Below are 18,263 nucleotides of genomic sequence, written 5' to 3'. Positions count from 1 at the left end.
ATTCCTTGGTTAATGATGAGGCTGTGTGGATCGTTGTCGCCATCCTGGCGTTGCTGCGCGGACTGCGGATGGTCCTGGCCGCCCGTCCTGGACGACCTGCCGCGCGAACCTGGGGTTCGTCGTGGCATGTTGTGTTGCGTTGAAGGCTCCACCGTTGCCGGTGGAGCCTCCAGGCATTACCGATATCAGCCCAGCATGCCGTGGCTGGCGACGCCGGCCGGCGGCCAGTTCTCCAGCTTCATGCCGAGCGACAGGCCGCGCTGAGCCAGCACTTCCTTGATCTCGGTGAGCGACTTCTTGCCCAGGTTCGGGGTCTTCAGCAGCTCCACTTCGGTCTTCTGGATCAGATCGCCGATGTAGTAGATGCTTTCGGCCTTCAGGCAGTTGGCCGAACGCACGGTCAGCTCCAGATCGTCGATCGGGCGCAGCAGCACCGGATCCACGCCGTTGTTGGCCGGCTTGGCCGCACCGCGGTCGCGGTGGGTGAAGTCACCGAACACCGACAGCTGGTCGCTGAGGATATCGGCGGCGGTGCGCACGGCTTCCTCGGCGTCGATGGTGCCGTTGGTCTCGATATCGATGACCAGCTTGTCCAGGTCGGTACGCTGTTCGACGCGGGCCGCTTCCACGGCATAGGCGACGCGGCGGACCGGCGAGAACGAGGCATCCAGGACCAGGCGGCCGATGGCACGGGTTTCTTCGTCCGGACGACGACGCGCGGCAGCCGGCTGGTAGCCGAAACCACGTTCGATCTTCAGACGCATGTTCACTGCCGTGTCCTTGGTCAGGTGGCAGATCACATGGTCGCCGTTCAGGATCTCCACATTGTGGTCGACCTTGATGTCGGCAGCGGTGACAACGCCCGGGCCCTGCTTGGACAGGGACAGGGTGGCGCTGTCGCCGGAGTGCATACGGATGGCCACGTCCTTCAGGTTCAGCAGGACTTCGAGCACGTCCTCCTGCAGACCTTCGACCGTGGTGTACTCATGCAACACGCCGTCGATTTCGACTTCCGTGATGGCGAAGCCCGGGATGGACGACAGCAGCACGCGACGCAGGGCATTGCCCAGCGTATGCCCGTAACCCCGCTCCAAAGGTTCGATAACGACCTTTGCACGGGTGTCGGTAAGGCGTTCGATCTGCGGACCGCGAGGACGCAGAACCTGGTTGGCGGTAACCGTCATGTTGCGGGTTCTCCTAGTGAACCCCCGGCCGTCGCCGGGGGCTCTCCAATGATGAATTACTTCGAATACAGCTCGACGATCAGCGCTTCGTTGATGTCCGCAGGCAGATCCGAACGATCCGGAACAGCCTTGAAGATGCCGGTGAACTTGCCGGAATCCACTTCAACCCACGACGGGCTCAGGTCATGCTGGGCGGCGACGGTCAGGGCTTCCTGGACGCGCAGCTGCTTGGCAGCCTTTTCAGACAGAGCGATGGCGTCGCCAGCCTTGACCTGGTACGAAGCCAGGTTGACCGACTTGCCATTCACGGTGACGCCGCGGTGCGACACCAGCTGACGGGCAGCCGGACGGGTCACGGCGAAGCCCATGCGGTAGACGACGTTGTCCAGGCGGGTTTCCAGCAGCTGCAGCAGGTTCTCGCCGGTGTTGCCCTTCTTGGTCGAGGCCTTCTTGTAGTAGTTGCGGAACTGACGCTCCAGCAGGCCGTAGATACGCTTGACCTTCTGCTTTTCACGCAGCTGGGTGGCGTAGTCGGACAGCTTGCCCTTGCGGGCAGTGGCGCCGTGCTGGCCGGGCTTCTGCTCCAGCTTGCACTTCGAGTCCAGCGCACGCGCCGGGCTCTTCAGGGACAGGTCGGCGCCTTCGCGACGGGCGAGCTTACAGGTAGGACCGATATAACGAGCCATTTCTTATCGCTCCCTTTAGACGCGACGCTTCTTCGGCGGACGGCACCCGTTGTGCGGGATAGGCGTCACGTCGATGATGTTGGTGATCTTGTAGCCGACGTTGTTCAACGAACGCACGGCCGACTCACGGCCCGGACCCGGGCCCTTGATGCGGACTTCCAGCGACTTCACGCCGTAGTCCAGCGCAGCACGACCGGCCTTTTCAGCAGCCACCTGGGCAGCGAACGGGGTCGACTTGCGCGAACCGCGGAAGCCAGCGCCACCGGAGGTCGCCCACGACAGAGCGTTGCCCTGACGGTCGGTGATGGTGACGATGGTGTTGTTGAACGAAGCGTGGACGTGGGCAACGCCGTCGGTGACGACGCGCTTGATCTTCTTCTTGGTCTTAGCAGCGGGCTTAGCCATTTCTCAGTCCCTTACTTCTTGATCGCCTTGCGCGGACCCTTGCGGGTGCGGGCGTTGGTACGGGTGCGCTGGCCACGCAGCGGGAGGCCACGACGGTGACGCAGGCCGCGGTAGCAGCCCAGGTCCATCAGGCGCTTGATCGCGATACCGATTTCACGGCGCAGATCGCCTTCCACGATGTACTTGCCGACTTCGGCGCGCAGGCGCTCGATTTCCGGCTCCGACAGATCGCGGATCTTGGTGGTCGAAGCAACGCCTGCGACTTCGCAGACCTTCTTCGAACGGGTACGGCCGATGCCGTAAATGCTTTGCAACCCGACCCAGACGTGCTTCTGGGCTGGCAGGTTGACGCCTGCAATACGCGCCATGACGCGGTTCTCCAGCTGAGTGATGGCCGACAGCGCGCCTCGGGCACGCCAATCCGGCAGGATGGATCAAAAAAGTGAACTAGCGATACTAACAAGGTTCCGGTTTACATGGAAGCCCGTGAAACCATTGGTTTCATGAACCCGGCCTGGGGAGTGTGCCCAGGCTCCGGCGCCGGATGGGGTTGGACCTGGGGTTTCCCCCGGGGCCGCCCGCGCTACTCCAGCGCGGGACCACCTCATCACACCCCCACCCGGAACCGCTGCGGGGGCCGCCCTTCGTTTGTGTGGCCGGAGTCCGCGAAGCGGAGGGACCATCACGTCAGGAAGACGAAAGTATAACAGGCCTATCAGCCGCGGGCAAAACCGCCGCGGTTGCCGCCCTTCAGGTTGGCCTTCTTCAGCAGGCTCTCGTACTGGTGCGACATCAGGTGCGCCTGCACCTGGGCGATGAAGTCCATCACCACCACCACCACGATCAGCAGCGAAGTACCGCCGAAGTAGAACGAGGCGTTCAGCTGCGTGCGCATCAGTTCCGGCAGCAGGCAGACGATCACCAGGTACGCCGAGCCGGCTGCGGTCAGGCGGGTCAGCACGCCGTCGATGTAGTCGGCGGTGGCCTTGCCCGGACGGATGCCCGGGATCAGCGCGCCCGACTTCTTCAGGTTGTCGGCGGTTTCCTGCGAGTTGAACACCAGCGCGGTATAGAAGAACGCGAAACCGGTGATCAGCGCAGCGAACACGATCATGTGCAGCGGCTCGCCCGGGCCGAGCGCGTTGGCGACCTTCTGCAGGATCTGGCCGAAGCTGCTCTGGTTGGCGGCCTGGCCGGACCACATGGCCAGGGTGGCCGGGAAGGCCAGCAGGCTCGAGGCGAAGATCGCCGGGATGACGCCGGCCATGTTGAGCTTCAGCGGCAGGAACGAGGTCTGGTTCATGTACGCGTTGCGACCGCCCTGGCGGCGCGCGTAGTTGACCGTGATCCGGCGCTGGCCACGCTCGACGAACACCACGAAGAAGGTGAAGGCGAGCACGACGATGGCGATCAGCAGCAGCTGGATGAACTGGATGTTGCCGTCGCGGTAGGCGTCGAAGGTGTGGATGACCGCACCCGGCAGGCCGGCCACGATACCGGCGAAGATGATCAGCGACACGCCGTTGCCGATGCCGCGCTCGGTGACCTGCTCACCGACCCACATCAGGAACATGGTGCCGGCGGTCAGCGCGACCACGGCGGTGAGCACGAAGCCCATGCCCGGCGCGTACACGACCGGAGCGCCCGACGGCGAGACCTGGCCCTGCAGGGCAAGTGCGATCGAGCCGCCCTGCACCACTGCCAGCAGCACGGCGCCGATGCGCGAATACTGGGTGATCTTGCGGCGGCCGGACTCACCTTCCTTCTGCATCGCCTTCAGGGCGGGGAAGATGTGCACGGCCAGCTGCATCACGATCGATGCCGAGATGTACGGCATCACGTTCAGCGCGAAGATGCTGAAACGGTGCAGGGCGCCGCCCGAGAACATGTTGAACATGTCCACGATGCCGCCGCCCTGCTGTTGCATCATGGCAAGCATGGCATCGGGATTGACGCCCGGCACCGGCACGTAGCAGCCGATGCGATAGACGATCAAAGCCCCGACGACGAACAGCAAACGTTGGCGAAGTTCAGTGAACTTGCCCATTCCGCCCGCGAGGTTACCGATGCCAGCTTGCGCCATGATTTTCTTACTCCGTCACGCTGCCGCCGGCAGCTTCGATCGCGGCCTTGGCACCAGCCGTGGCAGCAATACCCTTCAGGGTGAACGCCTTGGTCACTTCGCCCTTGACGACGACCTTGGCCTTCTTTGCAGTGCTCGGGACCAGCTTGGCAGCACGCAGGGCGGCGAAGTCGATCTCGCCGGCCGGCAGCTTGTCCAGCGCGTACAGCAGCACTTCAGCGGTGTCCTTGGCGATCGGCGAACGGAAGCCGATCTTCGGCAGACGACGCTGCATGGGGGTCTGGCCGCCTTCGAAGCCAGCCTTGATCTTGCCGCCACCCTTACGGGCGAACGAACCCTTGTGGCCGCGGCCGGCAGTCTTGCCCAGGCCCGAGCCGATACCGCGACCGACGCGGGTGCGCTCGGTGCGGGCGCCCGGTGCCGGGCTCAGTTCATTGAGACGCAGAGTCATGATCGATTACTCCTCAACCTTGACGAGGTAGTGAACGGTGTTGATCAGACCGCGAACCTGCGGGCTGTCCTTCAGTTCACGCACATCGTTGAGCTTGTTCAGGCCCAGCGCACGCACCGACAGGCGGTGACGCGACTGGGTACCACGCAGGCCGCGCACCAGGCGCACCTTCACAGTCTTGTTGGACTCATTAGCCATGGTTGAGTTCCTCCACCTTCTTGCCGCGCTTGGCCGCGATGCGAGCCGGCGACTGCGCTGCAGTCAGGCCCTTCACGGTGGCACGCACCAGGTTGATCGGGTTGCGCGAACCGGTGGCCTTGGCCAGCACGTTCTTCACGCCAACCGCTTCCAGCACGGCGCGCATGGCACCGCCGGCGATGACGCCGGTACCTTCAGAAGCCGGCTGCATGAACACGCGGGCTGCGCCGTGACCATCCTTGATGGTGTGCCACAGGGTGCCGTTGTTCAGGTCAACGCTGACCAGGTTCTTGCGGGCCTGTTCCATCGACTTCTGGATGGCGACCGGCACTTCGCGGGCCTTGCCATAGCCGAAACCGACCTTGCCTTCGCCGTCGCCGACCACGGTCAGGGCGGTGAAGGTGAACTGGCGGCCACCCTTGACGGTCTTGCTGACGCGGTTGACCGCGACCAGCTTTTCGATCATGCCGTCGTCGACTTTCTCTTCGCGGTTACGGTCGCGATCGCGACCCCGCTGCTGACGCTCTTCTGCCATTTTGATTCCTTGGTAGTTTGGGTATGTACGGCTCGGGGCCGCTTATGGTTGTGGAGTGCTGCGTTGTTGCGGTGAGCCGCTGCAGAAGAGCGGCGTCGCCCAGCCTCACTCAGGCTGGCGAGCAGGCGGGCAGAGGACCCTAGGCCCCCTGCCCTTATCCCTTAGAACTGCAGGCCGGCTTCGCGGGCGGCTTCTGCCAGGGCCTTGATGCGGCCGTGGTAGCGGTAGCCCGAACGATCGAAGGCAACCTTCTCGACGCCGGCGGCCTTGGCACGCTCGGCGACGATGCGGCCAACCTTGGCGGCAGCATCGGCGTTCTTGCCGTTCTTCAGGCCTTCCATGACGTCGGTCTGGGTGGTGTTGGCGGCAGCCAGCACCTTGGAACCGTCGGCGGTGAAGACCTGGGCGTACAGGTGCTGGCCGGTGCGCAGCACCGACAGGCGGGCGACGCCGAGCTCACGGATGTGGGCGCGGGTCGACTTGGCGCGACGCAGGCGGGCGATGTTCTTGTTCATTTTGATTATTCCTTGAAAGCTGAAGGTTGGGCTTTTCCCTGAGGAGTCCGCACAAGGATGTGCGGGCTCTTGCGAGGGACTCGCGCTTACGCCTTCTTGGCTTCCTTACGGATGATGACTTCGTCGGAGTACTTCACGCCCTTGCCCTTGTACGGTTCCGGCTTGCGGAACGCACGGATCTTGGCGGCGACTTCACCGACGACCTGCTTGTCAGCGCCCTGGACCAGGATCTCGGTCTGGGTCGGGGTGGTGATGGTGATGCCTTCCGGCGCCACGAACACGACCGGGTGCGAGAAACCGAGCGACAGGCTCAGATCCTTGCCCTGCATGGCAGCACGGTAACCCACGCCGACCAGCTCCAGCTTGCGCTCGAAGCCTTCGGACACGCCCTTGACCATGTTGGCCAGGATCGCGCGGACGGTACCGGTCAGCGCGACCAGGTCAACGTTCTCGGTGCTCAGGGTGGCAACGCCGTTGTCGACGTTGATGGCAATGCCAGCCGGCTTCGGCAGCGACAGGGTGCCCTTCGGGCCCTTGACGGTGACCGATTCGGCCTGGACGTTCAGTTCAACCTTACCCAGGGTGACGGGCTTCTTGGCTACGCGGGACATAGTTCTACTCCTTTCGCCTTAGGCCACGAAGCACAGGACTTCGCCGCCGACGCCCAGCTGGCGCGCCTGCGCATCAGTCATGATGCCCTTGGAGGTGGAAATGATGGAGATACCCAGGCCGTTCATGACCTTCGGCAGCTCGCTCTTGCCGCGGTACTGGCGCAGGCCCGAACGCGAGAAGCGCTTCAGGGTCGCGATGACCGGCTTGCCTTCGAAATACTTCAGCACGATTTCCAGCTCGGACTTGTTGTTTTCCAGCTGGGTCACGCGCAGGTCGGTGATGTAACCCTCGTCCTTCAGGACCTGGGCGATCGCAACCTTGATCTTGGACGACGGGGCTTTCACCGTCTGCTTGCCAACCGCAGCCGCATTCTTGATGCGGACCAGCAGGTCGGCGATGGGATCAGTCATGCTCATATGAGTACCTTTGAGTGCACCGATATCCGCTTTCGCGAAAATCTGTTGTCTCCTGGAAACGGGCCAGGTCCCTTGATGCAGCGGGCCAGAGACCCGCTCCTGCAACCCCGTTTGCACAGGGCAAGACGCGGGAGTATACGCCAAAAGAGCCCGGCTTGCGCCGGGCTCTTCGGTTTTTTTGCTCAGGGAAGGCTGAACGCCTCCCCTGCCCCGGTTCAGGAACCCCCGAGGGGGCTCCTGATCGCAGGGCCGGCTGGGATTACCAGCTGGCCTTGCGCAGACCCGGGACGTCGCCGCGCATGGTGGCTTCGCGCAGCTTGTTGCGGCCGAGGCCGAACTTGCTGTACACGCCACGCGGACGACCCGACAGCTCGCAACGGTTGCGCTGGCGGCTCGGCGACGAATCGCGCGGCAGCTTGGCCAGCTTGGTTGCGGCGTCGATCTTCTCTTCGTAGGTCGCATCCACGGAGGACACGATCTTCTTCAGAGCCGCACGCTTTTCAGCGTACTTCTTTGCCAGCTTTTCCCGCTTGATGTCGCGGTTGACCATGGAGGTCTTTGCCATTTCGGTTTCCTCGACGGATCAGTTACGGAACGGGAACTTGAACGCTGCCAGCAGCGCCTTCGCTTCCGCGTCGGTCTTCGCAGTGGTGGTGATGGCGATATCCATACCGCGGATCGCGTCGACGGCGTCGAAGTCGATTTCCGGGAAGATGATCTGCTCCTTCACACCCATGTTGAAGTTGCCGCGGCCGTCGAAGGAACGACCGGAAACACCACGGAAGTCGCGCACGCGCGGCAGCGAGATGTTGATCAGGCGATCCAGGAACTCGTACATCTTGTGGCGACGCAGCGTGGTCTTGCAGCCGATCGGCCAACCATCGCGGATCTTGAACGACGCAACCGACACACGCGACTTGGTGACAACCGGCTTCTGGCCGGAAATCTTGGTCATGTCGCCGACGGCGTTTTCCAGGATCTTCTTGTTGGTGGCCGCTTCGCCGACACCCATGTTCAGGGTGACCTTGACCAGCTTCGGCACTTCCATCGGATTGGTGTAGCCGAACTGCTTCATCAGCGCCGGCACCACTTCATCCTTGTAGAACTTTTCGAGACGGGAACTCATCTTCTCATTCCTCAGGCGTCGAGCGCCTCACCGCTGGAGCGGAACACACGCAGTTTGCGTCCATCCTCCAGCACCTTGAAGCCAACGCGTTCGCCCTTGCCCGAAGCCGGGTTCAGAACATTCACGTTGGAGATATGGATCGAAGCTTCGCGCTCGACCACGCCGCCGGCAACACCTGCCTGCGGGTTCGGCTTGGTGTGGCGCTTGACGATGTTCACGTTGGCGACGACCACACGGTCGCCGTCGACGCGGACGACTTCGCCCTGCTTGCCCTTGTCCTTGCCAGCGTTGACGACAACCTGGTCGCCCTTCTTGATACGGTTAGCCATGATTATCTCCTGTCGCTCACAGCACTTCGGGAGCGAGCGAGACGATCTTCATGAACTTCTCCGAACGAAGTTCACGGGTCACCGGCCCGAAGATACGGGTACCGATCGGCTCCTGCTTGCTGTTCAGCAGAACGGCAGCGTTGCCGTCGAAGCGGATCAGCGAGCCATCGGCGCGACGCACACCCTTGCGGGTACGCACCACGACGGCGTCATACACTTCACCCTTCTTGACCTTGCCGCGCGGAATCGCATCCTTCACGGTGACCTTGATGATGTCGCCGATGCCGGCGTAACGGCGCTTGGAACCACCCAGCACCTTGAAGCACATCACCTGCTTGGCACCCGAATTGTCCGCGACGTCAAGGTAGCTCTGCATCTGGATCATGATTCAGACTCCTTATTCAGCCGCACGCGTGATGACTTCCACCACGCGCCAGTTCTTGGTCTTGGACATCGGAGCAATCTCGGTCACGCGGACGACATCGCCTTCCTTGCAGGCGTTGTCGGCATCGTGGGCGTGCAGCTTGGTCGAGCGCTTGATGTACTTGCCGTACAGCGCGTGCTTGACCTGACGCTCAACCAGGACGGTAACCGTCTTGTCCATCTTGTTGCTGACGACACGGCCTTCGACCGTGCGCAGCGTCTTCTTTTCAGTATTGTCGCTCATAGCGGCCATCCTTACTTCGTGCTGCCGAGCAGGGTCTTGACGCGAGCAATCTCGCGACGGACCCGGCGAATGTCGTGGGTCTTCGGCAGCTGGCCGGTGACCTGCTGCATACGGACAGAGAACTGTTCCTTACGCAGGTCGATCAGGTGGGCCTTGAGTTCGTCAGCCGACTTTTCACGGAGAGTTTTGATATCCATCAGCGCACCGTACGGGTCACGAAAGTGGTGGTGACCGAGAGCTTGGCGGCGGCCAGGCGGAACGCCTCGCGAGCCACTTCCTCGGAAACACCCTCGATTTCATAGATCATGCGGCCGGGCTGGATCTGGGCCACCCAGTATTCCACGTTACCCTTACCAGAACCCATTCGGACTTCGATGGGCTTCTTGGTGATGGGCTTGTCGGGGAACACGCGGATCCACATCTTGCCGCCGCGCTTGACGTAGCGGCTGATCGAGCGGCGGGCCGCTTCGATCTGACGCGCGGTCAGCTGACCGTGTGCGGTTGCCTTCAGGCCGTATTCGCCGAAGCTGACAGCGTTGGCGCTCCAGCTCAGGCCATCGTTACGGCCCTTGTGTACCTTGCGGTACTTGGTTCGCTTGGGTTGCAACATTGTCGTTACCTCGCTTCACGGGCCGGGCGCTGACGGTCACCACGGTCGCCGCGATCGTGACGATCGTTGCGCGACGGGGTGTCGTCCTGCTTTTCCTGGCCAACCTGGGAGAAATCGAAGACCTCGCCCTTGTAGATCCAGACCTTGATGCCGATGATGCCGTAGGTCGTCTTGGCTTCAGCGAAGCCATAGTCGATGTCGGCACGCAGGGTGTGCAGCGGCACGCGGCCTTCGCGGTACCACTCCGAACGGGCGATTTCTGCACCGTTGAGGCGGCCACCGACGTTGACCTTGATGCCCAGGGCACCCAGGCGCATCGCGTTGCCGACCGAGCGCTTCATCGCGCGGCGGAACATGATGCGACGCTCCAGCTGCTGGGCGATCGACTCGGCAACGAGCTGCGCGTCCAGTTCCGGCTTGCGCACTTCGGTGACGTTGATGTGCGCCGGGACGCCCATCATCTCGCTCACTTCCTTGCGCAGCTTCTCGATGTCCTCACCGCGCTTGCCGATCACCACGCCCGGACGGGCGGTGTGGATCGTCACGCGAGCGGTCTTGGCCGGACGCTCGATCAGGATCTTGCTGATGCCGGCCTGAGCCAGCTTCTTGCGCAGCATTTCGCGCACTTTCAGGTCGGCTGCCAGGTAACCAGCGAACTCGGCCTTGTTGGCGTACCACTTGGAGTTCCAGTCCTTGGAAATGCCGAGGCGGATACCAATCGGATGAACTTTATGACCCATGGTCTTTTCCTTATCCGCTTACTTGGCGGCGCCCACAACCACAGTGATGTGGCTGGTGCGCTTGAGGATGCGGGTACCGCGGCCTTTCGCCCGCGCCATGAAACGCTTCAGGGTCGGACCTTCATCAACCATGATGGTCTGAACCTTCAGCTCGTCGACGTCGGCGCCCTGGTTGTTCTCGGCGTTGGCAATTGCCGACTCCACCACCTTCTTGATCAGGTGGGCAGCCTTCTTGTCCGAGAACTTCAGCAGGTTGACCGCACGCTCGGCCGGCAGACCGCGCACCTGGTCAGCGACCAGACGAGCCTTCTGCGGGGAGATGCGCGCAGTGCGCAGGATGGCTTTCGCTTCCATTGTCATCTCTCCTTACTTGCCCGACTTCTTGTCACCACCGTGACCCTTGAAGGTCCGGGTGATGGCAAATTCGCCGAGCTTGTGGCCGACCATGTTCTCGTTGACGAGAACCGGGATGTGGTTCTTGCCGTTATGCACGGCAATGGTGACGCCTACCATGTCAGGCAGGATCATCGAACGGCGCGACCAGGTCTTGATCGGCTTCTTGCTGCCCGCAGCGGCCTCCACCTTCTTGACGAGGTGGTGATCGACGAACGGGCCCTTCTTGAGTGAACGTGCCATGGTCGATTAGCCCCTACGATCGCGGACGATGAACTGCTGAGTGCGCTTGTTATGGCGCGTCTTGTAACCCTTGGTCGGGACACCCCACGGGGTGACCGGATGCGGGTTACCCTGGCCGGCCTTGGCCTCACCACCACCGTGCGGATGGTCAACCGGGTTCATGGCAGCACCACGAACGGTCGGGCGGACGCCGCGCCAACGCTTGGCACCGGCCTTGCCCAGCTTTTCCAGGCTGTGCTCGTCGTTGCCGACTTCACCGATGGTGGCGCAGCACTCGACCGGAACCTTGCGCATTTCACCCGAGCGCAGGCGCAGGGTGGCGTAGATGCCTTCGCGAGCCACCAGCTGCACGGCCGCACCGGCGGCGCGAGCGATCTGAGCGCCCTTGCCCGGCTTCAGTTCGATGCAGTGGATGGTGGTACCGACCGGGATGTTGCGCAGCGGCAGGGTGTTGCCCGACTTGATCGGGGCATCCGAACCGGCGATCACCTGATCACCCGCCTTCAGGCCCTTCGGGGCGATGATGTAGCGACGCTCACCGTCGACGTAGCACAGCAGGGCGATGTGGGCGGTGCGGTTCGGATCGTATTCGATGCGTTCCACGCGCGCCGGGATGCCCAGCTTGTTGCGCTTGAAGTCGATGATGCGGTAGTGCTGCTTGGCACCACCACCGACGTGACGCACGGTGATGCGGCCATGGTGGTTACGACCACCCGAGCGGCTCTGCGACTCGACCAGTGCGGCGTGCGGAGCACCCTTGTGCAGGTCGGGGGTGACCACGCGCACGGCCGAACGGCGGCCGGGGGAGGTGGGCTTGAATTTCATCAATGGCATGGGATGTACCTCAGGCCTTGGCCGTTACATCGATCGACTGGCCATCGGCCAGGCGAACGTACGCCTTGCGCCAATCGCCGCGGCGGCCAGCACGGTTACGGAAGGACTTGTTCTTGCCCTTGACGTTGACCACGTTGACGGCTTCGACCTTGACGTCGAACAGCTGCTCAACCGCGGCCTTTACATCGGCCTTGGTGGCTTCGTTCGAAACTTCGAAGACATACTGGTTGGAGAGTTCCTGCAGGCGCGCGGTCTTTTCGGAGACACGCGGGGCACGCAGCACGCTGAAGATTTTTTCGTTGCTGTTCATGCCAGCCACTCCTCGACCTTCTTGACCGCGTCAGCGGTGATGACGACCGTGTCGGCACCGACCAGCGACACCGGGTCCAGACCCTGCACGTCACGCACCTGCACGTACGGCAGATTGCGGGCGGACAGGTACAGGTGCTCGGAGGCTTCTTCAGTGACGATCAGCGGGCGCTTGCCCACTTCCAGGCCGGCCAGCTTGGCGATCAGACCCTTCGTGTTGGTCACTTCGACATCGAAGGACTCCACGATGGTCAGACGGCCCTGACGGTTCAGCTCGGACAGGATCGCGCACATGGCGGCACGGTACTGCTTACGATTGACCTTCTGCTCGAAGCTGCGCGGCTTGGCCGCGAAGGTGACACCGCCGCCGACGAAGATCGGAGCCGTCAGTGCGCCATGACGCGCGCCGCCGCCCTTCTGCTTCTTCGACTTCTTGGTGGTACCAGCCACTTCAGAGCGAGTCTTCTGTGCCTTGGTGCCGGCGCGGCCGGCGTTGCGGTAGGCAACGACGACCTGGTGGACCAGATCTTCGCTGAAATCGCGACCGAACACGGCGTCGGAGACCGAGACCTTGTTGTTGCTACCCGTGATAACGAGTTCCATCGTCATCTCTCCTTATGCCTTGCTCGCCGGACGGACGATCACGTCGCCACCCGCCGCGCCCGGAACGGCGCCGCGAACCGCGATCAGACCGCGCTCGACGTCGACCTTGACCACTTCCAGGTTCTGGGTGCTCTGCTGCACCGCGCCCATGTGGCCCGACATCTTCTTGCCCGGGAAAACACGACCCGGGGTCTGGCGCTGACCCAGCGAACCCGGCGCGCGATGCGACAGCGAGTTACCGTGGGTTGCATCGCCCATACGGAAGTTGTGGCGCTTGATGGTGCCCTGGAAGCCCTTACCCTTGGTGACACCCTGGACGTCGACGATCTGGCCGACTTCGAAGATGTCCGCCTTGACTTCGCCGCCAACGGCGAAATCGCCGAGCTGCGCGTCTTCAACGCGGAATTCCCACAGGCCACGACCCGCTTCCACCTTCGCCTTGGCGAAGTGGCCGGCTTCCGGCTTGTTGACCAGGGCAGCGCGACGCGCGCCGACGGTCACCTGCACGGCGCTGTAGCCGTCGGTTTCGACGGTCTTGATCTGCGCGATGCGGTTCGGGGTTGCTTCGATCAGGGTCACCGGGATGGAGCGGCCATCTTCAGTGAACACGCGGCTCATGCCAGCCTTGCGGCCCACGAAGCCCAACGAATACTTCTTCGTCATGGTCGTAGTCCTCAGGTCAGCTTGATCTGAACGTCGACGCCGGCAGCCAGTTCGAGCTTCATCAGCGCGTCCACGGTCTTGTCATTCGGGTCAACGATATCGAGCACGCGCTTGTGCGTGCGGGTCTCGTACTGGTCACGCGCGTCCTTGTCGACGTGCGGGGAGACGAGAACGGTGTAACGCTCGATCTTGGTCGGCAGCGGGATCGGGCCACGCACTTGCGCGCCGGTCCGCTTTGCCGTTTCAACGATCTCGCTGGCCGAACGGTCGATCAGACGATGATCGAACGCTTTCAGCCGGATCCGGATCTTTTGGTCCGCCATGGCGGTAGGTTCCTTCGTTAAAAGAGCGACAGACAAAGCCTCTGGGTTGCTTTGCCCCATGAAATTCCTGAATACGGACGGCCCGCACTCCTGCAGGCCGCCAAGGTCACTCCATAGACCTCAAAAACGTAGGCAGACCAGTTTCCCGGCCTGCCCAGACGTAGAAGCATAATGGCACGCAAGGCAGCTGTCAACAGTCGCCTGTTGACGCCGCCTGAATGGCATTGACCCTTCCTGGTCCGGGGAACACAAGGCACATCCTGTGCCTGCTTTCCCATTTGATACGCCCCGATGCCCTACCCAGGCAACATCGGGGCGCAGATACTACCAGATTACTCGATGATCTTCGAGACCACGCCGGCGCCGACGGTACGGCCGCCTTCGCGGATGGCGAAGCGCAGGCCTTCGTCCATTGCCACCGGGTTGATCAGGGTGACGACCATCTTGACGTTGTCACCCGGCATCACCATTTCGACGCCTTCCGGCAGTGCAGCTGCGCCGGTGATGTCGGTGGTACGGAAGTAGAACTGCGGACGGTAGCCGTTGAAGAACGGGGTGTGGCGGCCGCCTTCATCCTTCGACAGGACGTACACTTCGCCTTCGAACTTGGTGTGCGGCTTGATCGAACCCGGCTTGGCCAGGACCTGGCCACGCTCGACGTCGTCACGCTTGGTGCCGCGCAGCAGCAGGCCAGCGTTGTCGCCTGCCTGACCCTGGTCCAGCAGCTTGCGGAACATTTCAACGCCGGTCACGGTGGTCTTCTGCACCGGACGGATGCCGACGATTTCGATTTCGTCGCCAACCTTGATCACGCCGCGCTCGATACGACCGGTCACCACGGTGCCGCGGCCCGAGATCGAGAACACGTCTTCCACCGGCATCAGGAACGGCTTGTCGATTGCGCGCTCCGGCTCCGGGATCCAGCTGTCCAGGGCGTCGACCAGCTTCAGGATGGCCGGCACGCCGATGTCGCTCTGGTCGCCTTCCAGCGCCAGACGGGCCGAACCAGCGATGATCGGGGTGTCGTCGCCCGGGAAGTCGTACTTGCTCAGCAGCTCGCGCACTTCCATCTCGACCAGCTCGAGCAGCTCGGCGTCGTCAACCATGTCGGCCTTGTTCAGGAACACGACGATGTACGGCACGCCGACCTGACGCGACAGCAGGATGTGCTCGCGGGTCTGCGGCATCGGGCCGTCAGCGGCCGAGCACACCAGGATCGCGCCGTCCATCTGGGCGGCACCGGTGATCATGTTCTTGACGTAGTCAGCGTGGCCCGGGCAATCGACGTGGGCGTAGTGACGGACCGGGGATTCGTATTCGACGTGCGCGGTCGAGATCGTGATGCCACGCGCCTTTTCTTCCGGCGCGGCGTCGATCGAGGAGTAGTCCTTGAACTCGCCACCGAAGCGCTCGGCACCGATCTTGGTCAGTGCGGCGGTCAGCGTGGTCTTGCCGTGGTCGACGTGACCGATGGTGCCGACGTTGACGTGCGGCTTGGTGCGCTCGAACTTACCCTTTGCCATTGTTCTATACCTTGATTTTGTAAGTGGTTTTCAGGAGAGGCTGAGCGAGGCTCAGCCCTTCTTCATGACGGCTTCGGCGATGTTGTTCGGCGCCGGCTCGTAGTGGTCGAATTCCATGGTGAAGGTGGCGCGGCCCTGGGTCTGCGAACGCAGCGCAGTGGCGTAGCCGAACATTTCACCCAGCGGGATCATCGCGTTGATGATCGAAGCGGAGCCGTCACCGGTGGTGTCGGAACCCTGCAGCACGCCGCGACGACGGCTGACGTCGCCCATCACGTCACCCTGGTAATCCTCCGGGGTCACGATCTCGACCTTCATGATCGGCTCCAGCAGCACCGGCTTGGCCTTGGCGAAGCCCTGCTTGAAGGCCATCGACGAAGCCAGCTTGAACGCCATTTCCGAGGAGTCGACGTCGTGGTACGAACCGAACACCAGCTTCACCTTGACGTCCACGACCGGGAAGCCAGCCAGCGGGCCGCTGGTGATGGTTTCGCGCAGGCCCTTTTCGACCGACGGAATGAATTCCTTCGGGATCACGCCGCCGGTGATGTCGTTGATGAACAGGAAGTCGTCCTTGATCAGCGGAGCGATCTTGGCATCGGCACGATCTTCAGCGGTGATCGGCGACAGCTCGATCACGACGTGACCGTACTGACCCTTACCACCGGACTGCTTGGCGTGCTTGTAGTCCGACTTGACGTCAGCCAGGGTGATGGTTTCGCGGTACGCAACCTGCGGCGCGCCGACGTTGGCTTCAACGTTGAACTCGCGCTTCAGGCGGTCGACGATGATGTCCAGGTGCAGCTCGCCCATGCCCGAGATGATGGTCTGGCCGGATTCTTCGTCGGTCTTGACGCGGAACGACGGATCTTCCTGCGCCAGGCGGCCCAGGGCCAGGCCCATCTTTTCCTGGTCCGACTTGGTCTTCGGTTCGACGGCCATCGAGATCACCGGCTCCGGGAACGTCATGCGCTCCAGGATGATCGGCTGGTCGATCGAGCACAGGGTGTCACCGGTGGTGGTGTCCTTCAGGCCCACGGCAGCGGCGATGTCACCGGCCAGAACTTCCTTGATTTCTTCGCGGTTGTTCGAGTGCATCTGCAGGATGCGGCCGATGCGCTCCTTCTTGCCCTTCACCGAGTTCAGGACGGTGTCACCACCGTTCAGGGTGCCCGAGTAGACACGGAAGAAGGTCAGCGCGCCGACGAACGGATCGGTGATGATCTTGAAGGCCAGCGACGAGAACGGAGCCTTGTCGTCGGACTTGCGGGTCATGGCGACGTTTTCGTCGTCCACGTCGGTACCGGTCACGTCCGGCACATCGACCGGCGACGGCAGCAGCTGGATCACGCCGTCCAGCATGGCCTGCACGCCCTTGTTCTTGAACGCCGAACCGCAGTACATCGGAACGATTTCGGTGGCCAGGGTGCGGGTACGCAGCGCGTTGATGATTTCAGCCTCGGCCAGCTCTTCGCCGCCCAGGTACTTTTCCATCAGCTCTTCGCTGGCTTCAGCCGCGGTTTCGATCATGTAGGTACGGGCTTCTTCAGCCTTTTCCTGCAGGTCGGCCGGGATTTCGCCGTACTCGAACTTCATGCCCTGCGAGGCTTCATCCCAATGGATGGCCTTCATCTTCAGCAGGTCGACGACGCCCTTGAAGCCGTCTTCGGCACCGATCGGCAGCTGCATCGGCACGGCGACGGCGCCGAGCTTGGCCTTCAGCTGGTCACGGACCTTGTAGAAGTTGGCACCGGTGCGGTCCATCTTGTTGACGAACGCGATGCGCGGCACCTTGTAGCGGTTGGCCTGGCGCCACACGGTTTCCGACTGCGGCTGCACGCCACCGACGGCACACAGGACAAAGACGGCACCGTCGAGCACGCGCAGCGAGCGCTCCACTTCGATGGTGAAGTCGACGTGCCCGGGGGTGTCGATGATGTTGAAGCGGTGCTCCGGCAGGGACTTGTCCATGCCCTTCCAGAACGCGGTGGTGGCAGCGGACTGGATCGTGATGCCACGCTCCTGCTCCTGCTCCATCCAGTCCATGGTGGCGGCGCCGTCGTGCACTTCACCGATCTTGTGGCTCTTGCCGGTGTAGAACAGGATGCGCTCGGACGTGGTGGTCTTGCCGGCATCGATGTGAGCCATGATGCCGAAGTTACGGTAACGCTCGATGGGAGTGGAACGGGCCACGGGAGCCTCTCAGATTTCTTGGATTTCGGATGGCCGAACGCCGCCTTTCGGCGGCCTTCGGATTGGCGCAGTCCTTCCGGGACCGCGAGGCAGCACGCACCAAAGTGGTGCTGCCCTGCCTGTTTTACAAGGCCGTCAAACTCACCAGCGGTAGTGGGCGAATGCCTTGTTGGCTTCGGCCATGCGGTGGGTTTCTTCGCGCTTCTTGATGGCGCCGCCACGGTTTTCCGAGGCGTCGATCAGTTCAGCAGCCAGCTTCTTCGGCATGGTGTTCTCACCACGCTTGCGCGCGGAGTCGATCAGCCAGCGCATGGCCAGGGCCATCTTGCGCGACGAACGCACTTCGACCGGCACCTGGTAGGTGGCACCACCGACGCGGCGCGACTTGACTTCGACCGCCGGAGCGACGTTGTCCAGAGCCTTCTGCACCAGTTCAATGGCGTTGGCGCTGCTGTTCTTCTCGGTGATCACGTCCATGGCGCCGTACACGATCTTTTCGGCGACGGACTTCTTGCCGCTCTGCATGACCATGTTGATGAAGCGGGCGATGGTTTCGCTTCCGTGCTTCGGATCGGGCAGGACGGAACGCTGCGGAGTATTACCCTTACGCGACATAGTGCTC

29 protein-coding genes are annotated in these 18,263 nt (G+C 62.6%); all 29 read right to left on the bottom strand.

Features of this window, described 5'->3' with window-relative positions:
• Window positions 1-185: 185 nt before the first annotated feature.
• The gene (locus tag K5L94_RS04040; RefSeq protein WP_004145453.1) at window positions 186-1,184 is read right to left on the bottom strand and encodes a DNA-directed RNA polymerase subunit alpha; all 999 of its coding nucleotides are present in this window, start codon (window positions 1,182-1,184) and stop codon (window positions 186-188) included.
• A gap of 56 nt (window positions 1,185-1,240) precedes the next feature.
• Window positions 1,241-1,870: a 30S ribosomal protein S4 gene (rpsD, locus tag K5L94_RS04035; RefSeq protein WP_004145446.1), complete on the bottom strand. Its 630-nt coding sequence runs from the start codon at window positions 1,868-1,870 to the stop codon at window positions 1,241-1,243.
• A gap of 15 nt (window positions 1,871-1,885) precedes the next feature.
• Window positions 1,886-2,275 (bottom strand): 30S ribosomal protein S11, encoded by a 390-nt coding sequence (gene rpsK / locus K5L94_RS04030; RefSeq protein ID WP_004145443.1) that lies wholly within the window; start codon window positions 2,273-2,275, stop codon window positions 1,886-1,888.
• A gap of 11 nt (window positions 2,276-2,286) precedes the next feature.
• Window positions 2,287-2,643 (bottom strand): 30S ribosomal protein S13, encoded by a 357-nt coding sequence (gene rpsM / locus K5L94_RS04025; protein ID WP_004154500.1) that lies wholly within the window; start codon window positions 2,641-2,643, stop codon window positions 2,287-2,289.
• 347 nt (window positions 2,644-2,990) lie between these two features.
• On the bottom strand, window positions 2,991-4,358 hold the full coding sequence (secY, locus tag K5L94_RS04020; protein ID WP_004154499.1) for a preprotein translocase subunit SecY: 1,368 nt from the start codon (window positions 4,356-4,358) through the stop codon (window positions 2,991-2,993).
• Window positions 4,359-4,365: 7 nt separating this feature from the next.
• On the bottom strand, window positions 4,366-4,809 hold the full coding sequence (gene rplO, locus K5L94_RS04015; protein ID WP_004154498.1) for a 50S ribosomal protein L15: 444 nt from the start codon (window positions 4,807-4,809) through the stop codon (window positions 4,366-4,368).
• A gap of 6 nt (window positions 4,810-4,815) precedes the next feature.
• On the bottom strand, window positions 4,816-5,007 hold the full coding sequence (gene rpmD / locus K5L94_RS04010) for a 50S ribosomal protein L30 (RefSeq protein WP_004154497.1): 192 nt from the start codon (window positions 5,005-5,007) through the stop codon (window positions 4,816-4,818).
• Complete coding sequence (gene rpsE, locus K5L94_RS04005; protein ID WP_053448882.1) at window positions 5,000-5,542, bottom strand: 30S ribosomal protein S5; 543 nt, start codon at window positions 5,540-5,542, stop codon at window positions 5,000-5,002. The genes rpmD and rpsE overlap by 8 nt, the downstream gene beginning before the upstream one ends.
• A gap of 161 nt (window positions 5,543-5,703) precedes the next feature.
• On the bottom strand, window positions 5,704-6,063 hold the full coding sequence (gene rplR / locus K5L94_RS04000) for a 50S ribosomal protein L18 (protein ID WP_024957318.1): 360 nt from the start codon (window positions 6,061-6,063) through the stop codon (window positions 5,704-5,706).
• Window positions 6,064-6,143: 80 nt separating this feature from the next.
• On the bottom strand, window positions 6,144-6,668 hold the full coding sequence (gene rplF, locus K5L94_RS03995; protein WP_008266090.1) for a 50S ribosomal protein L6: 525 nt from the start codon (window positions 6,666-6,668) through the stop codon (window positions 6,144-6,146).
• A gap of 18 nt (window positions 6,669-6,686) precedes the next feature.
• Complete coding sequence (gene rpsH, locus K5L94_RS03990; protein WP_005408210.1) at window positions 6,687-7,085, bottom strand: 30S ribosomal protein S8; 399 nt, start codon at window positions 7,083-7,085, stop codon at window positions 6,687-6,689.
• 259 nt (window positions 7,086-7,344) lie between these two features.
• Window positions 7,345-7,650 (bottom strand): 30S ribosomal protein S14, encoded by a 306-nt coding sequence (gene rpsN, locus K5L94_RS03985; RefSeq protein WP_005408209.1) that lies wholly within the window; start codon window positions 7,648-7,650, stop codon window positions 7,345-7,347.
• 18 nt (window positions 7,651-7,668) lie between these two features.
• Window positions 7,669-8,211, bottom strand: a complete 543-nt coding sequence (rplE, locus tag K5L94_RS03980; protein ID WP_004154491.1) for a 50S ribosomal protein L5 — start codon at window positions 8,209-8,211, stop codon at window positions 7,669-7,671.
• A gap of 11 nt (window positions 8,212-8,222) precedes the next feature.
• The gene (rplX, locus tag K5L94_RS03975) at window positions 8,223-8,540 is read right to left on the bottom strand and encodes a 50S ribosomal protein L24 (protein WP_004154490.1); all 318 of its coding nucleotides are present in this window, start codon (window positions 8,538-8,540) and stop codon (window positions 8,223-8,225) included.
• Window positions 8,541-8,556: 16 nt separating this feature from the next.
• Window positions 8,557-8,925, bottom strand: a complete 369-nt coding sequence (gene rplN, locus K5L94_RS03970) for a 50S ribosomal protein L14 (protein WP_004145357.1) — start codon at window positions 8,923-8,925, stop codon at window positions 8,557-8,559.
• Window positions 8,926-8,937: 12 nt separating this feature from the next.
• Window positions 8,938-9,207 carry a 30S ribosomal protein S17 gene (gene rpsQ / locus K5L94_RS03965; RefSeq protein ID WP_004154489.1) on the bottom strand — a complete coding sequence of 90 codons (270 nt, stop codon included), beginning with the start codon at window positions 9,205-9,207 and terminating at the stop codon, window positions 8,938-8,940.
• Window positions 9,208-9,218: 11 nt separating this feature from the next.
• On the bottom strand, window positions 9,219-9,404 hold the full coding sequence (gene rpmC / locus K5L94_RS03960; protein WP_004154487.1) for a 50S ribosomal protein L29: 186 nt from the start codon (window positions 9,402-9,404) through the stop codon (window positions 9,219-9,221).
• Complete coding sequence (rplP, locus tag K5L94_RS03955; protein WP_004154486.1) at window positions 9,404-9,817, bottom strand: 50S ribosomal protein L16; 414 nt, start codon at window positions 9,815-9,817, stop codon at window positions 9,404-9,406. Before rplP ends, rpmC begins: the two co-directional genes overlap by 1 nt.
• Window positions 9,818-9,822: 5 nt before the next feature.
• Window positions 9,823-10,557, bottom strand: a complete 735-nt coding sequence (rpsC, locus tag K5L94_RS03950; protein WP_004145350.1) for a 30S ribosomal protein S3 — start codon at window positions 10,555-10,557, stop codon at window positions 9,823-9,825.
• Between the two features lie 18 nt (window positions 10,558-10,575).
• Complete coding sequence (rplV, locus tag K5L94_RS03945) at window positions 10,576-10,911, bottom strand: 50S ribosomal protein L22 (RefSeq protein ID WP_004145348.1); 336 nt, start codon at window positions 10,909-10,911, stop codon at window positions 10,576-10,578.
• Window positions 10,912-10,923: 12 nt separating this feature from the next.
• Window positions 10,924-11,193, bottom strand: a complete 270-nt coding sequence (rpsS, locus tag K5L94_RS03940; protein ID WP_004154485.1) for a 30S ribosomal protein S19 — start codon at window positions 11,191-11,193, stop codon at window positions 10,924-10,926.
• Window positions 11,194-11,199: 6 nt separating this feature from the next.
• The gene (gene rplB, locus K5L94_RS03935) at window positions 11,200-12,027 is read right to left on the bottom strand and encodes a 50S ribosomal protein L2 (protein ID WP_004154484.1); all 828 of its coding nucleotides are present in this window, start codon (window positions 12,025-12,027) and stop codon (window positions 11,200-11,202) included.
• Between the two features lie 10 nt (window positions 12,028-12,037).
• Window positions 12,038-12,337 carry a 50S ribosomal protein L23 gene (rplW, locus tag K5L94_RS03930; protein WP_004145338.1) on the bottom strand — a complete coding sequence of 100 codons (300 nt, stop codon included), beginning with the start codon at window positions 12,335-12,337 and terminating at the stop codon, window positions 12,038-12,040.
• Complete coding sequence (rplD, locus tag K5L94_RS03925; RefSeq protein ID WP_004145337.1) at window positions 12,334-12,939, bottom strand: 50S ribosomal protein L4; 606 nt, start codon at window positions 12,937-12,939, stop codon at window positions 12,334-12,336. Before rplD ends, rplW begins: the two co-directional genes overlap by 4 nt.
• Window positions 12,940-12,951: 12 nt before the next feature.
• Window positions 12,952-13,602, bottom strand: a complete 651-nt coding sequence (gene rplC / locus K5L94_RS03920; protein WP_004145336.1) for a 50S ribosomal protein L3 — start codon at window positions 13,600-13,602, stop codon at window positions 12,952-12,954.
• 11 nt (window positions 13,603-13,613) lie between these two features.
• On the bottom strand, window positions 13,614-13,925 hold the full coding sequence (gene rpsJ, locus K5L94_RS03915; RefSeq protein ID WP_005408208.1) for a 30S ribosomal protein S10: 312 nt from the start codon (window positions 13,923-13,925) through the stop codon (window positions 13,614-13,616).
• 332 nt (window positions 13,926-14,257) lie between these two features.
• A complete protein-coding gene (tuf, locus tag K5L94_RS03910) occupies window positions 14,258-15,448 on the bottom strand; it encodes an elongation factor Tu (RefSeq protein WP_004154360.1) in 1,191 nt (396 codons plus the stop codon).
• Window positions 15,449-15,499: 51 nt separating this feature from the next.
• The gene (fusA, locus tag K5L94_RS03905) at window positions 15,500-17,641 is read right to left on the bottom strand and encodes an elongation factor G (protein WP_004154359.1); all 2,142 of its coding nucleotides are present in this window, start codon (window positions 17,639-17,641) and stop codon (window positions 15,500-15,502) included.
• Window positions 17,642-17,782: 141 nt separating this feature from the next.
• Window positions 17,783-18,256, bottom strand: a complete 474-nt coding sequence (gene rpsG, locus K5L94_RS03900; protein ID WP_004145321.1) for a 30S ribosomal protein S7 — start codon at window positions 18,254-18,256, stop codon at window positions 17,783-17,785.
• Window positions 18,257-18,263: the final 7 nt, after the last annotated feature.

It is taken from the genome of Stenotrophomonas forensis (assembly GCF_028752115.1).
Taxonomy (GTDB): Bacteria; Pseudomonadota; Gammaproteobacteria; order Xanthomonadales; family Xanthomonadaceae; genus Stenotrophomonas; species Stenotrophomonas forensis.
The sequence above is the reverse complement of the archived record's forward strand: the minus strand, read 5'-3'. Positions and strand labels throughout refer to the sequence as shown.

Bases quoted from the DNA above. Each gene is read 5' to 3' on its own strand.
- K5L94_RS04040 (WP_004145453.1), bottom strand. From the start codon at position 1,184: ATGACGGTTACCGCCAACCAGGTTCTGCGTCCTCGCGGTCCGCAGATC.
- rpsD (WP_004145446.1), bottom strand. From the start codon at position 1,870: ATGGCTCGTTATATCGGTCCTACCTGTAAGCTCGCCCGTCGCGAAGGC.
- rpsK (WP_004145443.1), bottom strand. From the start codon at position 2,275: ATGGCTAAGCCCGCTGCTAAGACCAAGAAGAAGATCAAGCGCGTCGTC.
- rpsM (WP_004154500.1), bottom strand. From the start codon at position 2,643: ATGGCGCGTATTGCAGGCGTCAACCTGCCAGCCCAGAAGCACGTCTGG.
- secY (WP_004154499.1), bottom strand. From the start codon at position 4,358: ATGGCGCAAGCTGGCATCGGTAACCTCGCGGGCGGAATGGGCAAGTTC.
- rplO (WP_004154498.1), bottom strand. From the start codon at position 4,809: ATGACTCTGCGTCTCAATGAACTGAGCCCGGCACCGGGCGCCCGCACC.
- rpmD (WP_004154497.1), bottom strand. From the start codon at position 5,007: ATGGCTAATGAGTCCAACAAGACTGTGAAGGTGCGCCTGGTGCGCGGC.
- rpsE (WP_053448882.1), bottom strand. From the start codon at position 5,542: ATGGCAGAAGAGCGTCAGCAGCGGGGTCGCGATCGCGACCGTAACCGC.
- rplF (WP_008266090.1), bottom strand. From the start codon at position 6,668: ATGTCCCGCGTAGCCAAGAAGCCCGTCACCCTGGGTAAGGTTGAACTG.
- rpsH (WP_005408210.1), bottom strand. From the start codon at position 7,085: ATGAGCATGACTGATCCCATCGCCGACCTGCTGGTCCGCATCAAGAAT.
- rpsN (WP_005408209.1), bottom strand. From the start codon at position 7,650: ATGGCAAAGACCTCCATGGTCAACCGCGACATCAAGCGGGAAAAGCTG.
- rplE (WP_004154491.1), bottom strand. From the start codon at position 8,211: ATGAGTTCCCGTCTCGAAAAGTTCTACAAGGATGAAGTGGTGCCGGCG.
- rplX (WP_004154490.1), bottom strand. From the start codon at position 8,540: ATGGCTAACCGTATCAAGAAGGGCGACCAGGTTGTCGTCAACGCTGGC.
- rplN (WP_004145357.1), bottom strand. From the start codon at position 8,925: ATGATCCAGATGCAGAGCTACCTTGACGTCGCGGACAATTCGGGTGCC.
- rpsQ (WP_004154489.1), bottom strand. From the start codon at position 9,207: ATGAGCGACAATACTGAAAAGAAGACGCTGCGCACGGTCGAAGGCCGT.
- rpmC (WP_004154487.1), bottom strand. From the start codon at position 9,404: ATGGATATCAAAACTCTCCGTGAAAAGTCGGCTGACGAACTCAAGGCC.
- rplP (WP_004154486.1), bottom strand. From the start codon at position 9,817: ATGTTGCAACCCAAGCGAACCAAGTACCGCAAGGTACACAAGGGCCGT.
- rpsC (WP_004145350.1), bottom strand. From the start codon at position 10,557: ATGGGTCATAAAGTTCATCCGATTGGTATCCGCCTCGGCATTTCCAAG.
- rplV (WP_004145348.1), bottom strand. From the start codon at position 10,911: ATGGAAGCGAAAGCCATCCTGCGCACTGCGCGCATCTCCCCGCAGAAG.
- rpsS (WP_004154485.1), bottom strand. From the start codon at position 11,193: ATGGCACGTTCACTCAAGAAGGGCCCGTTCGTCGATCACCACCTCGTC.
- rplB (WP_004154484.1), bottom strand. From the start codon at position 12,027: ATGCCATTGATGAAATTCAAGCCCACCTCCCCCGGCCGCCGTTCGGCC.
- rplW (WP_004145338.1), bottom strand. From the start codon at position 12,337: ATGAACAGCAACGAAAAAATCTTCAGCGTGCTGCGTGCCCCGCGTGTC.
- rplD (WP_004145337.1), bottom strand. From the start codon at position 12,939: ATGGAACTCGTTATCACGGGTAGCAACAACAAGGTCTCGGTCTCCGAC.
- rplC (WP_004145336.1), bottom strand. From the start codon at position 13,602: ATGACGAAGAAGTATTCGTTGGGCTTCGTGGGCCGCAAGGCTGGCATG.
- rpsJ (WP_005408208.1), bottom strand. From the start codon at position 13,925: ATGGCGGACCAAAAGATCCGGATCCGGCTGAAAGCGTTCGATCATCGT.
- tuf (WP_004154360.1), bottom strand. From the start codon at position 15,448: ATGGCAAAGGGTAAGTTCGAGCGCACCAAGCCGCACGTCAACGTCGGC.
- rpsG (WP_004145321.1), bottom strand. From the start codon at position 18,256: ATGTCGCGTAAGGGTAATACTCCGCAGCGTTCCGTCCTGCCCGATCCG.